At 60.3% G+C, this 12733-nt stretch carries 13 protein-coding genes; 4 read left to right on the top strand and 9 right to left on the bottom strand.

Annotated elements, in window-relative coordinates:
- Positions 1-90 precede the first annotated feature (90 nt).
- Genes FHT84_RS02210 through ltnD form a run of 4 tightly spaced genes read right to left on the bottom strand, consistent with a single transcriptional unit; the run spans position 91 to position 3691 of the window.
- Positions 91-855: a TIM barrel protein gene (locus FHT84_RS02210; protein ID WP_169643233.1), complete on the bottom strand. Its 765-nt coding sequence runs from the start codon at positions 853-855 to the stop codon at positions 91-93.
- A 2-nt stretch (positions 856-857) separates the two neighbouring features.
- Positions 858-1508, bottom strand: coding sequence for a 3-oxo-tetronate 4-phosphate decarboxylase (otnC, locus tag FHT84_RS02215; protein ID WP_112344856.1), 651 nt, complete (start codon positions 1506-1508; stop codon positions 858-860).
- Positions 1505-2779 (bottom strand): 3-oxo-tetronate kinase, encoded by a 1275-nt coding sequence (gene otnK / locus FHT84_RS02220; protein WP_112344857.1) that lies wholly within the window; start codon positions 2777-2779, stop codon positions 1505-1507. Before otnK ends, otnC begins: the two co-directional genes overlap by 4 nt.
- 3 nt (positions 2780-2782) lie before the next feature.
- The gene (gene ltnD / locus FHT84_RS02225) at positions 2783-3691 is read right to left on the bottom strand and encodes an L-threonate dehydrogenase (RefSeq protein ID WP_113250451.1); all 909 of its coding nucleotides are present in this window, start codon (positions 3689-3691) and stop codon (positions 2783-2785) included.
- A gap of 168 nt (positions 3692-3859) precedes the next feature.
- Here ltnD and FHT84_RS02230 point away from each other — a divergent pair, with 168 nt between their 5' ends.
- The 3 genes from FHT84_RS02230 (at position 3860) to FHT84_RS02240 (ending at position 6163) form a co-directional block, all read left to right on the top strand.
- A complete protein-coding gene (locus FHT84_RS02230; RefSeq protein ID WP_112345203.1) occupies positions 3860-4858 on the top strand; it encodes a LacI family DNA-binding transcriptional regulator in 999 nt (332 codons plus the stop codon).
- Positions 4859-5169: 311 nt separating this feature from the next.
- Positions 5170-5526 (top strand): hypothetical protein, encoded by a 357-nt coding sequence (locus tag FHT84_RS02235; RefSeq protein WP_112344859.1) that lies wholly within the window; start codon positions 5170-5172, stop codon positions 5524-5526.
- A 265-nt stretch (positions 5527-5791) separates the two neighbouring features.
- Positions 5792-6163, top strand: a complete 372-nt coding sequence (locus FHT84_RS02240) for a hypothetical protein (RefSeq protein WP_112344860.1) — start codon at positions 5792-5794, stop codon at positions 6161-6163.
- 135 nt (positions 6164-6298) lie between these two features.
- On the opposite strand, the gene FHT84_RS02245 is transcribed toward FHT84_RS02240, so the two are convergent.
- The 3 genes from FHT84_RS02245 to FHT84_RS02255 all read right to left on the bottom strand — a co-directional run bounded on the left by FHT84_RS02245 (position 6299) and on the right by FHT84_RS02255 (position 8571).
- A complete protein-coding gene (locus tag FHT84_RS02245) occupies positions 6299-6739 on the bottom strand; it encodes a VOC family protein (protein WP_112344861.1) in 441 nt (146 codons plus the stop codon).
- A 191-nt stretch (positions 6740-6930) separates the two neighbouring features.
- Positions 6931-7152 carry a hypothetical protein gene (locus tag FHT84_RS02250; protein ID WP_112344862.1) on the bottom strand — a complete coding sequence of 74 codons (222 nt, stop codon included), beginning with the start codon at positions 7150-7152 and terminating at the stop codon, positions 6931-6933.
- Positions 7153-7428: 276 nt separating this feature from the next.
- Entirely contained in the window at positions 7429-8571 is a 1143-nt protein-coding gene (locus tag FHT84_RS02255) for an AraC family transcriptional regulator (RefSeq protein ID WP_112345204.1), read from the bottom strand.
- A 647-nt stretch (positions 8572-9218) separates the two neighbouring features.
- Here FHT84_RS02255 and FHT84_RS02260 point away from each other — a divergent pair.
- Positions 9219-10256, top strand: coding sequence for a dipeptidase (locus FHT84_RS02260; RefSeq protein WP_112344863.1), 1038 nt, complete (start codon positions 9219-9221; stop codon positions 10254-10256).
- A 64-nt stretch (positions 10257-10320) separates the two neighbouring features.
- Here the strand turns inward: FHT84_RS02260 and FHT84_RS02265 are convergent, their stop codons facing one another.
- Positions 10321-11718, bottom strand: coding sequence for an LLM class flavin-dependent oxidoreductase (locus FHT84_RS02265; RefSeq protein ID WP_183760893.1), 1398 nt, complete (start codon positions 11716-11718; stop codon positions 10321-10323).
- Positions 11719-11754: 36 nt separating this feature from the next.
- Entirely contained in the window at positions 11755-12732 is a 978-nt protein-coding gene (locus tag FHT84_RS02270) for an ABC transporter permease (protein WP_112344865.1), read from the bottom strand.
- Position 12733: the final 1 nt, after the last annotated feature.

A 12733-nucleotide genomic window follows, 5' to 3' on the forward strand; every position in this document is an offset into this window, starting at 1 on the left:
GATTTTCCTCCCAGTAGACGAGTGTCAGTCTTCGGGATCAGTCCCGAGTGAATAAGTTTGACGGCCGCATCCGGGACGCCAACCGCCGTTTCATCTGTAAGTCTGCAGCCAGGTGAGCCCCGCATTCGTCGTGGTTGCCGGCCGATATTCCGCGCCGATCGGCCTGTCATAACCAAGCATTTCCAGGACCTGCAGAATGTGACGATAATCGATCTCTCCGTGATCCGGTTCGCGCCTGTCCGGAACAGCAGCGATCTGGATATGGCCGATTGCTCCCATATGCGCTTGCAGCCTATGTGTCAGATCGCCCTGCATGATCTGGAGGTGATAGCAGTCGAACATCAGTTTGAGATTATCAGCGCCCACTTCAACGATGATGTCCAGCGCCTGATCGGCAGTCTGGAGGAAGTAGCCTGGTGCATCGCGATAGTTGAGCGGCTCGATCAGGATGGTCGCTCCCATCTTGCTGGCGCGTTCGCAGGCATAGCGCAGATTGGAAATGAAGGTGGCCCGTGCGTCATCGCCGGCGGTCTTGCCTGCCATCACATGCACATTTCGCGCCCCGATGGCGTCTGCATAGTCGATAGCCTGATCGATGAGCAGGCGGGCTTCTTCCTCGCGTCCCGGGATGGCGGCAAGTCCGTTGTCGCCGGCCGCGACATTGCCGCGGGCAGTATTGAGGCCGAGCATGGCGAGGCCGGTTTCCTCCAACGCCCGACGCACGGCTTCAGCGGGCGTGTCGTAGGGGTAGTGGCATTCCACGGCGTCGAAGCCGGCGGCCTTGGCGGCGCGGATGCCGTCGGGAAGGGAAAGCTCCTGCCACAGGAAACCCAGATTGGCGGAAAAGCGTGTCATGTTCAGTCCCATTCCACATCATAAGTGCGGACGAGATCGGCGATTTGCGCATCCGTCAGCAGCGAAGGATTAGCCCCACGGGTCAAGATGGCAAGCTTAGCCGTCTCTTCCAGTTCTTCGATCGCATAGATAGCGGCTTCCAGATCCTTGGCCGAAACGACAGGGCCGTGTGCTGCCAGCATCACGGCGCTGCGCTTGCCGGCAAGGCCGCGAATGGCATCGCCCATCGCCGGATCGCCCGGCATGAAATAGGGCAACAACTTCACCTTGCCGAGCTTCATGATCGAATAGGCGGTCAACGGCGGCAGCATGTTGTCGGCATCGACGCCGGGCAGGATCGAAAGCGCCACCGAGTGGCTGGAATGAAGATGGACGACGGCGCCTGTCTTTTTCGGTCGTGTCTCATAGAAGGCGGCATGCAGCGGCATCTCCTTCGTTGGCTTGTCCCCGCCGATCAGGCGCCCTTCATCGTCGAAGAGCGAGAGGCGGGCGGGATCGAGGCGTCCGAAGGAGCTGCCCGTCGGCGTCACCAAAAGCCGTCCGTCGCTGAGCCGCGCCGAAATATTGCCGGAGGAGCCGGCGGTCAGGCCGCGATCGTAAAGCGATTTGGCCATCATGCAGATCTGTTCGCGCAGCGCGGCTTCCTCGCTCATGCCGCCCTCAATCCATCGAAAGCGTCTGTAAAGAAGGTTTCCCCGCCGAAATTGCCGGACTTTAGAGCTAGAGCGACTGTTTCGCCCCCAAGGGTCGTGAAAGTCCAAGGCACGCCGGGTGCTATTTCCGGCCCGATAGTCAAATGCGCCGCCCCGAGCGCCTGCGTGATCGCGCCGGAGGTCTCGCCGCCGGCAACGACGAAGCGGCGGGTGCCGCCATCGAACGCCGCGCGGGCGATCTCGGAAAGCGCGTTCTCGACGACCTGGCCCGCCTTGTCCCGCCCCAACCGCTCCTGCGCCTGCCGTACCTCATCGGGTTCGGCGGTCGCGTAAATGAGTTTCGGCGCATCGGGGGACTGTTGACGCAGCCATTCCAGCGCAGTACCGGCGCCTTCCTCTGCAAGCACGACCGGATCGAGCTGCAGGCTGGCGACCTTGCCGGCGTAATTGACAACCTGCTTCCGCGTCATGGCGGAGCAGCTGCCGGATAGGACGATCGAGCCGCCGGCGACCTTCGGCGGCGCCTGTCTATGTTCGGAGAGGCCAACGAGACCCTGCTCCATGTAGAATCGCGGAAGCTGGCCGGCAATTGCGCTGCCGCCCGTCAGCAGCGGCATGTCGAAGGATGCCGCCGCGATCGTGCGGAGATCGTCGTCGGATACGGCATCGACGATCACATGTTGAATGCCGCCGCTGCCGAGTTGCGCCAACTTTGCTCTCAGCGCCGCTGCACCCTTCGAGACGATATTACGGCTGGCAAGGCCGACAGCGCCATTCACCTGCGGCGTCAGAAGCCGCAAGAGGCTTGAATCGCGCATCGGCGTCAGCGGATGGTCCTTCATCGGACTTTCCGACAGAGGCTGCTCGCCGACGAAGAGATGGCCCATGAAGACGCTACGCCCATTTTCCGGAAAGGCAGGACAATAGATTGTCTGGGTCGCACTCGTCTCCGCCAGCAGCATCTCAGCGACCGGACCGATATTGCCTTCGGCCGTGCTGTCGAATGTCGAGCAATATTTCCAGAAGAAACGGTTTGCTCCCGCTTCCTTCAGCCAATCCAATGCTTGCCGAGCCTGCTTCACGGCGATCGCGACCGGCGATGTCCGGCATTTCAGGGCGATGACCTCGAAGGCAGCCGTCTCGTTCCGGTCGCGCTTCTCCGGCGGTATGCCGATCCGCAGCGAAACGGGCAATCCGCTGCGCGCCAGCAGCGCGGCAAGGTCGGTCGCCCCGGTAAAGTCATCCGCGATGCAACCAAGCAGGAGCGCCATGGTCTAACCTTTCACGCCCGGCAGGCTGGCTCCGCTCTTGGCGGCCAGGATTTTTGCGACGGCTGCGTCATCTTCAAGACCGAGACCCGCTTGCGATGCTTCAACGAAGAGATCGAGCGCCGTTGTTGCAAGCGGGGTGACGGCACCGGCCTTGCCGGCCTCCGAAGTGACGATGCCGAGGTCCTTGACGAAGATATTGACCGCCGAGCGCGGCGTGTAATCGCCTGAAACGATGTGCTCGCCGCGGTTCTCGAACATCCAGGACGAGCCGGCGGAAACACGAATCACCTCGTAGAGCGTTTTCAGATCGATACCTGCCTTGGCGGCAAGCGTCATGGCCTCGGCTGTCGCGGCGATATGCACGCCGGCCAGCAGCTGGTTGATCATCTTGACCTGCGAACCGGCGCCTGGGCGATCGCCGAGCCGGAACACCTTGGCCGAAATGGCATCGAGCACCGCGGATGCGCGATCGAAGGCCTCGGGCATGCCGGACGCCATGACGGTGATCTCGCCTGCAAGGGCGCGCACGTGACCGCCGGAGACGGGCGCGTCGATGACGAGCATGCCTGCCGCTTCCAGCCTTTCCGCAATGGCTATTGTGGCGCTCGGGGCCATAGTGGCGCAGAGCAGGAACACCGTCGACGGCCGCGCTGTTTCCAGCGCACCGTTCTGCCCGAAAAGCACGTCCTCGGTCTGCTTGTTGTTGACGACATAGACGAGGATCACGTCGGCATCTTCCGCCGCCGACGCCGGCGTCGTGCAGGGTGTGCCGCCGTTCTCGGCAAAACAGGCGAGAGCCTCGCTGCGAAGATCGCAGCCGCGCACGTTAAAGCCAGCTCTCAGAAGCGACAAAGCGGCGCCCCAGCCCATGGACCCCAGACCGATAACGGCGGCCTTCTTCGTATTCTGCACGGCGCTACCTCTGCGATTTTCAGCCTATGTTACCGATACCGGTATCGGTAACATAGGCTCATTTCTCGAGGAATTGTCAATAGGCTCATGTTTGCCTTTTCGGCGAAACATTCTATGAAGGAGAGCGGCATTGTGCCAGCCGCATGGTTCATCGAGGGTTGCTTGGGGATGCGCAAACCCACTCTGGAAGAAGTCGCGACCGAAGCGGGCGTCAGCAAGATGACGGCGTCGCGCGCTTTGCGCGGCGTTGCCGACGTCTCCAGCGAGACGCGCGACAGGGTGATCGAGGCGGCAACGCGGATGAACTATGTGGGCAACAGGCTGGCACTCTCACTATCTTCTCAGCGCACCAATCTGGTCGCTGTTGTCGTTCCCAGCATGTCGAACATTGTTTTCCCGGAGATTCTTGCCGGCATTTCCGCCGGGCTTGATGGTTCCGGCATGCAGGCCGTGTTCGGCATATCCGATTATGACATGGCAAAGGAGCGCGACATCATCCGCGATATGCTCTCCTGGCAACCCTGTGCCATCATCGTCACCGGCCTGGATCAACCCGAGGAAACGGTGGACTTGCTCCGCCACGCCAATATTCCGGTCATCCAGCTCATGGATCTCGATGGTGCGCCCATCGATTTCAATGTCGGGCTGTCGCATGGCGCGGCGGGCGAAGACATGGCCGAAGCGCTCATTGCCGCCGGCCGTTGGCGGTTCGGCTATGTCGGCAGCGCGCTGGAAAAGGACCTGCGTGCCGGCAAACGCAAGGCCGGCTTCGAGCGCATATTGCGTACGCATGGTCTCGATTTCATCGAGCAGCGGATTGACGATGCCTTTTCCTCAATCGCACTGGGAAAGCGGCTGACGATGGCAATGCTCGCGGCTGCGCCCGATATCGATTGCATTTATTATTCGAACGACGACATGGCGAGCGGCGGATTGTTCGCCTGTATGCAGCTCGGCATTGAGGTTCCTGGCCAAGTGTTGATTGCCGGATTCAATGGGCTGGATCTGGTCGGCTCCCTGCCGGCGCCGATCGCGACCTCCCGCTCGCCAAGGCGCGCCATGGGCGAGATGGCCGCACAGCTGGTTCGCCACGCTGTCGCCGGCGAGGGCGATATCGGCGAGAAAACCATCGCGTTCAAACCGACGATCACTGGCATCGAGCGCTAGGATATCTCCGTCTGGATGACGAAGCGGGGATATCAGGCCGGGTATTGAGGGCAGCATGGCCTCTTACGTTCAGCAACAAGATTTCCCATAAATTCCATCGTGCAGAAACATTCGGACAGGGGCGGAGCGAGCTCGTCAGCTAGACAGATATCGGGTTTGCTATCCAGCGAGGTTTCCGAGTGCCGATGCTTTCCATAAATTCGCGGCGATGCGCTGAAAGCCCGAATTCTGGCGATCGCATCATCATGTGAGCAAGTTGTCATTTCGTAGGCTTGATACTAATTTGGGTAGCATCAGGGGATTGGGGATTCATGTACGACGATTCGATCCTGCCAACAGAGATTGCCGTTTTGCTTGGTTTGGTCTGCAATATCGGCGCGCCGCTTTTGGCTTTCTGGGCGGCGGGAAAATTACCTCGACTACGCCTCTGGTTTCATGCAGCCGCCTTTGTCGCGATCCTGGCCTCGCCGCTGGTGGCCATGAGCCTTGGGCTGCCGGATCTTTTTCCTGAAGAGGAAGACAGCCCAGGCGCCCATTTTGCTTTCCTGCCGCTGATCATAGAAACGGCCATTATCGTGTTGCTTTATTGTCTCGCCGCCGCAATGCTTCTGTCCCAGTCGGTTCATTCTGCCATCACCGATTGGCGGGATGGAGATCATACGTCCTGACGCGTGGTACGCGAAAATAGGTAGCGGTTTTCGCGAGATTGGCGCGGTTTGGCTGCAGACTGCTGGCATGAATCTCGAGGACATGGAATTTTGCTGGCTGTCGAGGAAATTGCGAGCGCCTCTGCGCGGCCGTCAATGGCTGGTCCGTCGATAGTCCCTTGACGTTCGACCCTGTGCTATGATCACGCTCCGGCGGCGTTCAGGCAGAGTTCAGGCGAGCTGGTGTATCTCTGCCTCGTCCATAAGAGAAAATGGGGTAAGGGAAATGTTGGAACGTTTCGTACGAGTATCGCGCGTCGCCCTGATCGGGCTGGCCGCGTTGCAACTGATGACCTCTGCCGCCTCGGCGCAGTACTATGGTGGCGATGACGGCTACGCGCCGCCGCCCTGGCAGCGTGACCAGGGTCGTGATTGGAACCGCCCGCCGCGCGGATGGGACCGCGACCGGGATCGCGATTGGGACCGTGATCGCGGCTGCAGCCGGCGCGAGCTCATGCGAGCCGCCCGTGCCGAAGGCTTCCGGCGCATCGATTCAATTGACAGCAATGGCCGGCGTATCGTCGTTCGTGGCTGGAATGATGGCGGCCCGGACCGTATGGTCTTCGCCAATCGGAGCGGCTGCCCGGCTCTCAACTGATAGCCGATATAGCGCAAGCGGAAGCCGAGTGTGGATCGGCTTCCGCTTACCTTCGCGGCCGCGCATCCTTTCGACTGGCTAAAAAAGGATGCGCCGTTGCCGCTTTAGAGCTTTGTTGCCGTTTGTCGCGCAGCCTTAGGCGGCGGCGAATTTCTTTTTCGCGGGAACAGTGCCGCTGGTCTTGTCGGATATGACTGCCGCTTCGACGCCATCGCTTTGCGACGTCACGATGAACTGCCAGGATACACCCCAGGGATCTACCACCGGGCTGTGACTATCCTTCGAACTGCCCTTTTCCAGAGCAGCGCGCAAACGATCCGCTTCGGCCTTCGTTTCGCATTCGAAGATGATGGAAGAGCAATGCTCCGAGCGATCGAGCGGCCCGGCCTCAAAGCCCATGAAGGAACGGTTGCCGAGTGTGAAGCCTGCGAATTTCACGCTGCCGGCCGGACCATTCGGATTATCGGTCAGGATATTCGAGATCCACCCGGTTGCCGAATTCGGAATAAGCGTCGCGTAGAACTCGATCGCCGATTCCATATCACGCCGAAACCAGAGATGTTGCCTGACTTTCATCACTATTCGCTTTCTTCAAGTCCCGCCTGGATAGGGCGCCGCATGAAGGAGGCATGTCTGCCGTATTGATGGGTAGAACTCGTGCCGCCGGCGAGCCGCCTTCTTGGTGAGCGGTGTCGCCGGCGGCATGCTGAAGAGTTGCTGCTGGCCGTCCGTGCCCACCCCTGCGGGGCACGGACGGGTACGCAACACTATTTTTCGGCAACTCTACCAGCGAGAGCCATGACGTAGTCGTCGGCGATGTCGGCGAGGGTCAAAGCGACTTCCGGTTCATTCCAGCCGGCAGCAAGCACCATTTGTACGAAATCGCGAAACGCTACTTCCAGAACCTCTTCACGTTCGACGGCGCGATAGGCGTCGGTGGAAGGATGTTGAGGCTTGCTGATGGTCATTGTCTGGCGGGTCGATACCATTGCTATGTTCCCTAAAGCTTTGCCGTGGTGGACGGAGGGTACATTCGCCACTCACCAGGGCCTTGGTGTCCAAACGATTATTATGCTTCTTTTCTAATAGGTTACGTGCGACATGTCGTTAGCCGTGCATCCTGAAACTTGCAGCAGCGTCCATTTTCGCAATTGCTGAAGTGCGATCCGGCGGCCGAGCGCCGAGATCGCGGAGGCGAACGTATCGCCCGGCGCGCGAAGCAATCCGCTTTGCGCGCGTTCAAGGGATGTCAAAATCCATCGTCTTTAGTGATAGTAGCCGAGGGTCCTCAGCCATTCTTCGAAGGAATGGGTGTCAGGCGATGCCGGCGAAGCGACTTGTCCAAGATAGCGTGGAATGGTGAGATTTCTTGCTTCACGAGGACTGTAGCCAAATTCCTTGCTGAATGCCCGGCTGAAATGTGCTGCCGATGAAAAACCGACGCTAAAGGCAATATCGAGGATCTGCTCCCGGTTCGCCGGATCGCTGAGCGCGGCATGGGCCGACAGAAGACGGCGTCGCTGAATATAATGATGCACGCCGCCATATTGCTCGAAGATTTGGTAGAGCCTGGTGCGGGATATGCCGAGCTGCCGGCATATCTGCTCCACCGTCAGGTCGCCCGCAGCAAGATTGCTTTCGACGAACCGCCGCACGCGCTCCGTTACTGCCAGAGTGCTATGTTGCTCGACGCCTGTCGATTGGGCCGCCGATGTCGAAACGGACGCCACGATCATGTTGCGCACCGTCTGAACGATATGCGGCAGGTCGGTCGCCGCAAAGCGAGGAAGATTGTCCGTGACGCTGTCGAGATATTCGATCAGCATGCCCGTGAAGATCCCGGAAAGGGCGATGTTGTTTTCGATCTCGACGGGGGCGGGAACTTCGAACAGCAATGCTCGCGGCAGAAAGAGCGAGAGGGTTTTCGCTTCGGTCGATCGTCCCCGAAAAGGATGCCCGAGAGAGCGCAATTCTATCTTGCCCGGCTCGCCTTCCAGCACACGCCCGTCGACCTCCGTCCATGTCCGGCCATCGCTCAGGACGGAAATATGCCAATGATCGATGAGGTTGGCTTTTACCTTCGCCTGCGAGCGCATGTAGCTGTGAGGAGGCGTATCCTGCTGAACGATGAGCATGCCACCGAGATTCCAGGCCACATGATCTGCGGGAAAACCGGTTTCCGGCGAGACATTATCCGGCAGGCGGATGTCAACCAGGGGTGCGATATAGGTCTGCCAGGCGGCAAATTGTGCCGCCGGTTCGAGCTCGCGCGTCGAAAACCGCAGCGGCTGCAAAGCCGGCAGTGGCAACACTTCCTCGCTCGCCGGCTTTTCCGGCCGCGGAAAGCGCCGCCGATCTGACGGCTGGGGCCTTCTGTCCTCGCGCCACGATCGATCCTTCGCCTCGATGGACGCAGATGCGGATTGTTCTTCGCGCCGCAAATCAGACAATCCGGTCTCCTCGAATACCGTCGGGATAAAACATGAGCACCGCCTTCAAACGGCCACTCACGATGCCGGCTGATAGATGGTCGCCTGTTTCAACAGGAATAAGGTTCAAAGCCTGCTTCGGGCTGTCTTTTCTCCAGCGAAACGACATGTTGCACCTGCCGTATCCTTAGCTACCTGATGATGCCAAACCCTTTCATTTGCAGCGCGATTTCGAAAAGGCAAGTCCCGCGGGTCATCAACCTCATATTCGCGTGGCAATTGCCCTGAACTATGGCGCCAGGTGGTGTGGATTCGTGTCGTATTGGCACATACCGAGCGATTTCGGGACGGCGGGCCGATCGGATATCTGCAAGAGTGGACGGACTTTGGGCTGCGCTGCAGACCAATGTCGCCCCGGTATTTGATTGAAGGCGTTGCCGACTTCCGGCAATAGCTTTATGCCGCACATAACGAGGCTTGGCATGGTCCGGTCTCCATCATATCTTTGCGGAACTCCCCACCGGCGCGCTTTGCGAGCAACCCTTCCGTTTTTCATGCGTAGTTTGCATTTGCCCATCCAGCCAATTTTTCCTACGCAGATATCAACCACAGTTTTGGAATGAGACATGACCGAATCCTCGATAATCCCCGTCTTTGATGGCCACAACGACGTGCTGCTCCGGCTGCGCCGCGGCGGCTTGAATTCCGTCGACGCTTTCCTGAATGGCGAAGCTGCCGGGCATATCGACCTGCCTCGTGCGCGCCGCGGTGGCCTCGCCGGCGGGCTATGCGCCATATTCATTCCGTCGCCGGATCAGCCGAAGCCCGAAAACGCCGATTTTGTCACGCCTGCCCAGCCCGACGCGCTGAACGAGACCCTGGCCATGGCGCGGCTTTTGCTAGCGATCGAGGCCCGCTCCAAGGGAGCGGTAAAGGTTTGCCGTTCGGCCGCCGATATCAAGCGCTCCATTGCCGAGGGCCAATTCGCTGCGATTTTCCACATCGAGGGCGCGGAGGCTGTCGCGGCCGATCTCGATGCTCTTTACGTCCTGCATCAGGCCGGGCTACGCACGCTCGGGCCTGTATGGAGCCGCTCGAACGTCTTTGCTCATGGCGTGCCGTTCCGCTTTCCCTCGACGCCGGATATCGGCCCTGGCCTCACCGATGCCGGCAAGGATCTGATCCGCGCCTGCAACGAGCTCAGGATCATGATCGATCTATCGCACATGAACGAGCAGGGTTTTTGGGATATCGCGAAATTGTCGAATGCGCCGCTGGTCGCCTCGCATTCCAACGCGCATGCCATCAGCCCGCACAGCCGCAATCTGACCGACAGGCAGCTCGACGCGATCCGCGATACGGGCGGCCTGGTCGGCATCAATTTCGGCGTGCTCTTCCTGCGCGATGACGGCGCGAGGAACATGGATACGCCGCTCGACATCCTCGTTCGCCACGTCGCCTACATTGCCGAGCGCATTGGCATAGAGCACGTCGCGCTCGGTTCCGATTTCGATGGTACGACCATACCGGCAGCACTAGGCGATGCGAGCGGGCTGCCGAAGCTGATCGACGCCCTGCGCGCGCATGGCTTTGACGACCAGGCGCTCGCCAAGATCGCGCATCAGAACTGGATTCGCGTCCTCGATCAGACCTGGGGCGGCTGAGAAGAGCCGTCTCCGTCCAAGCCGGGGCAGCTGCGGAAGATCGCGGCGGCCCCTTGCCTGAAGCCTATCCGGCGCGTCTGGATAGGGCCGCAACTTCCCCAAGATTGCGATAGCCGGCCGCCGGATGCGGTGCCGTGAGTCTTGGGCCGCTGCCGCCGAGCTTCTCGCGCAGGGTGCCCGCGCGATATTCGGTCTTGTAGACGCCGCGCTTCTGCAGCTCCGGCACCAGAAGATCGACGGCATCTTCGAAGCTTTCGGGCGTGACGGCATAGGCAAGATTGAAGCCGTCGACGTCGGTATCCTCGATCCATTCCTGCATGAGGTCCGCGACCGTCTGTGGCGAGCCGACAAAGACCGGGCCGAAGCCGCCAATGCCGACCCAATCCGCCATTTCGCGCACCGTCCATTCCTTGCCTGGGTCGATGGTGGTGAAGGTCTCGACAGCAGATTGCACCGCATTGGTATGGCGATGGCGCAGCACCTCGTCGGGCGAGAACTGGCCGAAATCGATGCCCGTCCAGCCGGAGATCAGCGCCTGCGCGCCTTCGAGCGAAACATATTGACGGTATTCGTTGAACTTGCGCTGCGCCTCGGCATCCGTCTCACCGAGAATCACAGTCTGAAGATTGAAGGAGAGGATTTCTCGGGGATTGCGGCCGATGCGCTCGGCGGCTTCGCGAACATTGGCGACATAGCGTTTCAGGACCGCTTTTGACGGTGCGGCGACGAAAATGCATTCGGCATGCGCGCCGGCGAAATCCTTGCCGCGGCTGGAGGCGCCCGCCTGGTAGAGCACAGGCGTGCGCTGCGGCGACGGTTCGCAGAGATGAATGCCGGGTACGCTGAAATGCTTGCCGGAATGGCGGATCGGATGCACCTTTTCCGGTCTCGTAAAGATGCCGCTCTCGCGATCGCGGATGACGGCGTCGTCTTCCCAGCTGCCCTCCCAAAGCTTGTAGCAGACTTCGAGATATTCCTCGGCCAACGCATAACGATCGTCATGTTGTGTCTGGGCCGATTGACCGATGTTGAGCGCGCCGCTGTTTAAATAGGAGGTGACGATGTTCCAGCCGACGCGCCCTTTCGTCAGATGATCGAGCGTCGAGATGCGCCGTGCGAAGGTATAGGGATGCTCGAAAGAGAGCGAAGCCGTCAGACCGAAGCCGAGATGCTCCGTTTCATAGGCCATGGTCGGGATGAGCTGCAGCGGATCGTTGACCGGCACCTGTGCCGAATGGCGCAAGGCCGCATCGACATTGCCGTTCAGAACGTCATAGACCCCAAGCACGTCGGCGATGAACAGGCCGTCGAACTTGCCGCGCTCCAGCGTCTTTGCCAGATGGACCCAATAATCGAGGTCCTTGTAGGTCCAGGATTTGTCGCGCGGATGGCGCCATAGGCCCGGTGACTGGTGTCCGACGCAGTTCATGTCGAAGGCATTGAGCCTGATTTCGCGTGTCATCTTGCTATTCCTGCGATTGTATCGTTGGGCCGGCGATCAGACGCCGACGGCTTTCTTGTTGACGAAGCTGAAGGCGAGCACGGCGAAGATCAAAAGGCCGGTGCCGACCTGCTGCCAATAGAAGTTCAGGCCCGTCAGCAGCAGGCCGTTGGCAACGATGCTCAACAGCAGAACGCCAAGAACGGTGCCGGCGACATTCGGCCGACCGAGTGGCGAAAAGGTCGTGCCGATGAAGGTGGCGCCGATGGCGTTCAGCATGAAGCCGTTGCCGGAGGAGGGGATATAGACGGTGACCGTCGCCGTCAGGATCAGCCCGGCAAAGGCGGCAATCGTGCTTGCAAGAATGAAGGTCACGGCGACATGCTTTGCCAGTCCAATCCCGGAATAGCGCACCGTCCGCGGTTGGATGCCGATCGCAAGCACGACTCGGCCGAAGCGCATGCGCCCGAACAACAGTGCTGCGCCCGCGATGATGACCGCGGCGATCAGAAGCGGGACCGGCAGGCCGGCAATCGTTCCATGACCGATAAAGCGGAACGCTGCGGGGACGCCGGAAGGCGGCAGATAGACCGGATTGCCACCGTCCGTGAGCAATTGCTGAATGCTGCGGCCGATGAACAGCGTTCCGAGTGTTGCCAGGAATGGCGAGACGCCGATCGCCGAGATCAGCGCCGCATTGACGCTGCCGACCACGGCTCCGGCGCCAAGGCCCGCCAAGGCGGCCAGCGGCACGGGCAGGCCTGCAAGAATACCGGAGACGAAGGCGAAGCTTGCGAAATCGACCGCCGTTCCGACGGAGAGATCGATGCCGCCGGCGGCAACGGCGAAGGTCATGGCGATCGAGACGATGGCCAGCAGCGTGAAGTTATTGACGAGAATGCTCTGCAGATTGCCGATGCTGAGAAATGTCGGTGCCACGATCGAAAACAGGGAAAAGACGACGACAAGGGCGACAATGAGTCCATAGCGGGCGAGGCCGGCGAATGATCGTGTCGGAGCGATGGCAGCGGTCATG

Source organism: Rhizobium sp. BK289 (genome assembly GCF_014193575.1).
GTDB classification, from domain to species: domain Bacteria; phylum Pseudomonadota; class Alphaproteobacteria; order Rhizobiales; family Rhizobiaceae; genus Rhizobium; species Rhizobium tropici_C.

Bases quoted from the DNA above. Each gene is read 5' to 3' on its own strand.
- FHT84_RS02260 (WP_112344863.1), top strand. From the start codon at position 9,219: ATGACCGAATCCTCGATAATCCCCGTCTTTGATGGCCACAACGACGTG.
- otnK (WP_112344857.1), bottom strand. From the start codon at position 2,779: ATGGCGCTCCTGCTTGGTTGCATCGCGGATGACTTTACCGGGGCGACC.
- FHT84_RS02240 (WP_112344860.1), top strand. From the start codon at position 5,792: ATGTTGGAACGTTTCGTACGAGTATCGCGCGTCGCCCTGATCGGGCTG.
- FHT84_RS02245 (WP_112344861.1), bottom strand. From the start codon at position 6,739: ATGAAAGTCAGGCAACATCTCTGGTTTCGGCGTGATATGGAATCGGCG.
- FHT84_RS02265 (WP_183760893.1), bottom strand. From the start codon at position 11,718: ATGACACGCGAAATCAGGCTCAATGCCTTCGACATGAACTGCGTCGGA.
- otnC (WP_112344856.1), bottom strand. From the start codon at position 1,508: ATGAGCGAGGAAGCCGCGCTGCGCGAACAGATCTGCATGATGGCCAAA.
- FHT84_RS02210 (WP_169643233.1), bottom strand. From the start codon at position 855: ATGACACGCTTTTCCGCCAATCTGGGTTTCCTGTGGCAGGAGCTTTCC.
- FHT84_RS02270 (WP_112344865.1), bottom strand. From the start codon at position 12,732: ATGACCGCTGCCATCGCTCCGACACGATCATTCGCCGGCCTCGCCCGC.
- FHT84_RS02250 (WP_112344862.1), bottom strand. From the start codon at position 7,152: ATGGTATCGACCCGCCAGACAATGACCATCAGCAAGCCTCAACATCCT.
- FHT84_RS02230 (WP_112345203.1), top strand. From the start codon at position 3,860: ATGCGCAAACCCACTCTGGAAGAAGTCGCGACCGAAGCGGGCGTCAGC.
- FHT84_RS02235 (WP_112344859.1), top strand. From the start codon at position 5,170: ATGTACGACGATTCGATCCTGCCAACAGAGATTGCCGTTTTGCTTGGT.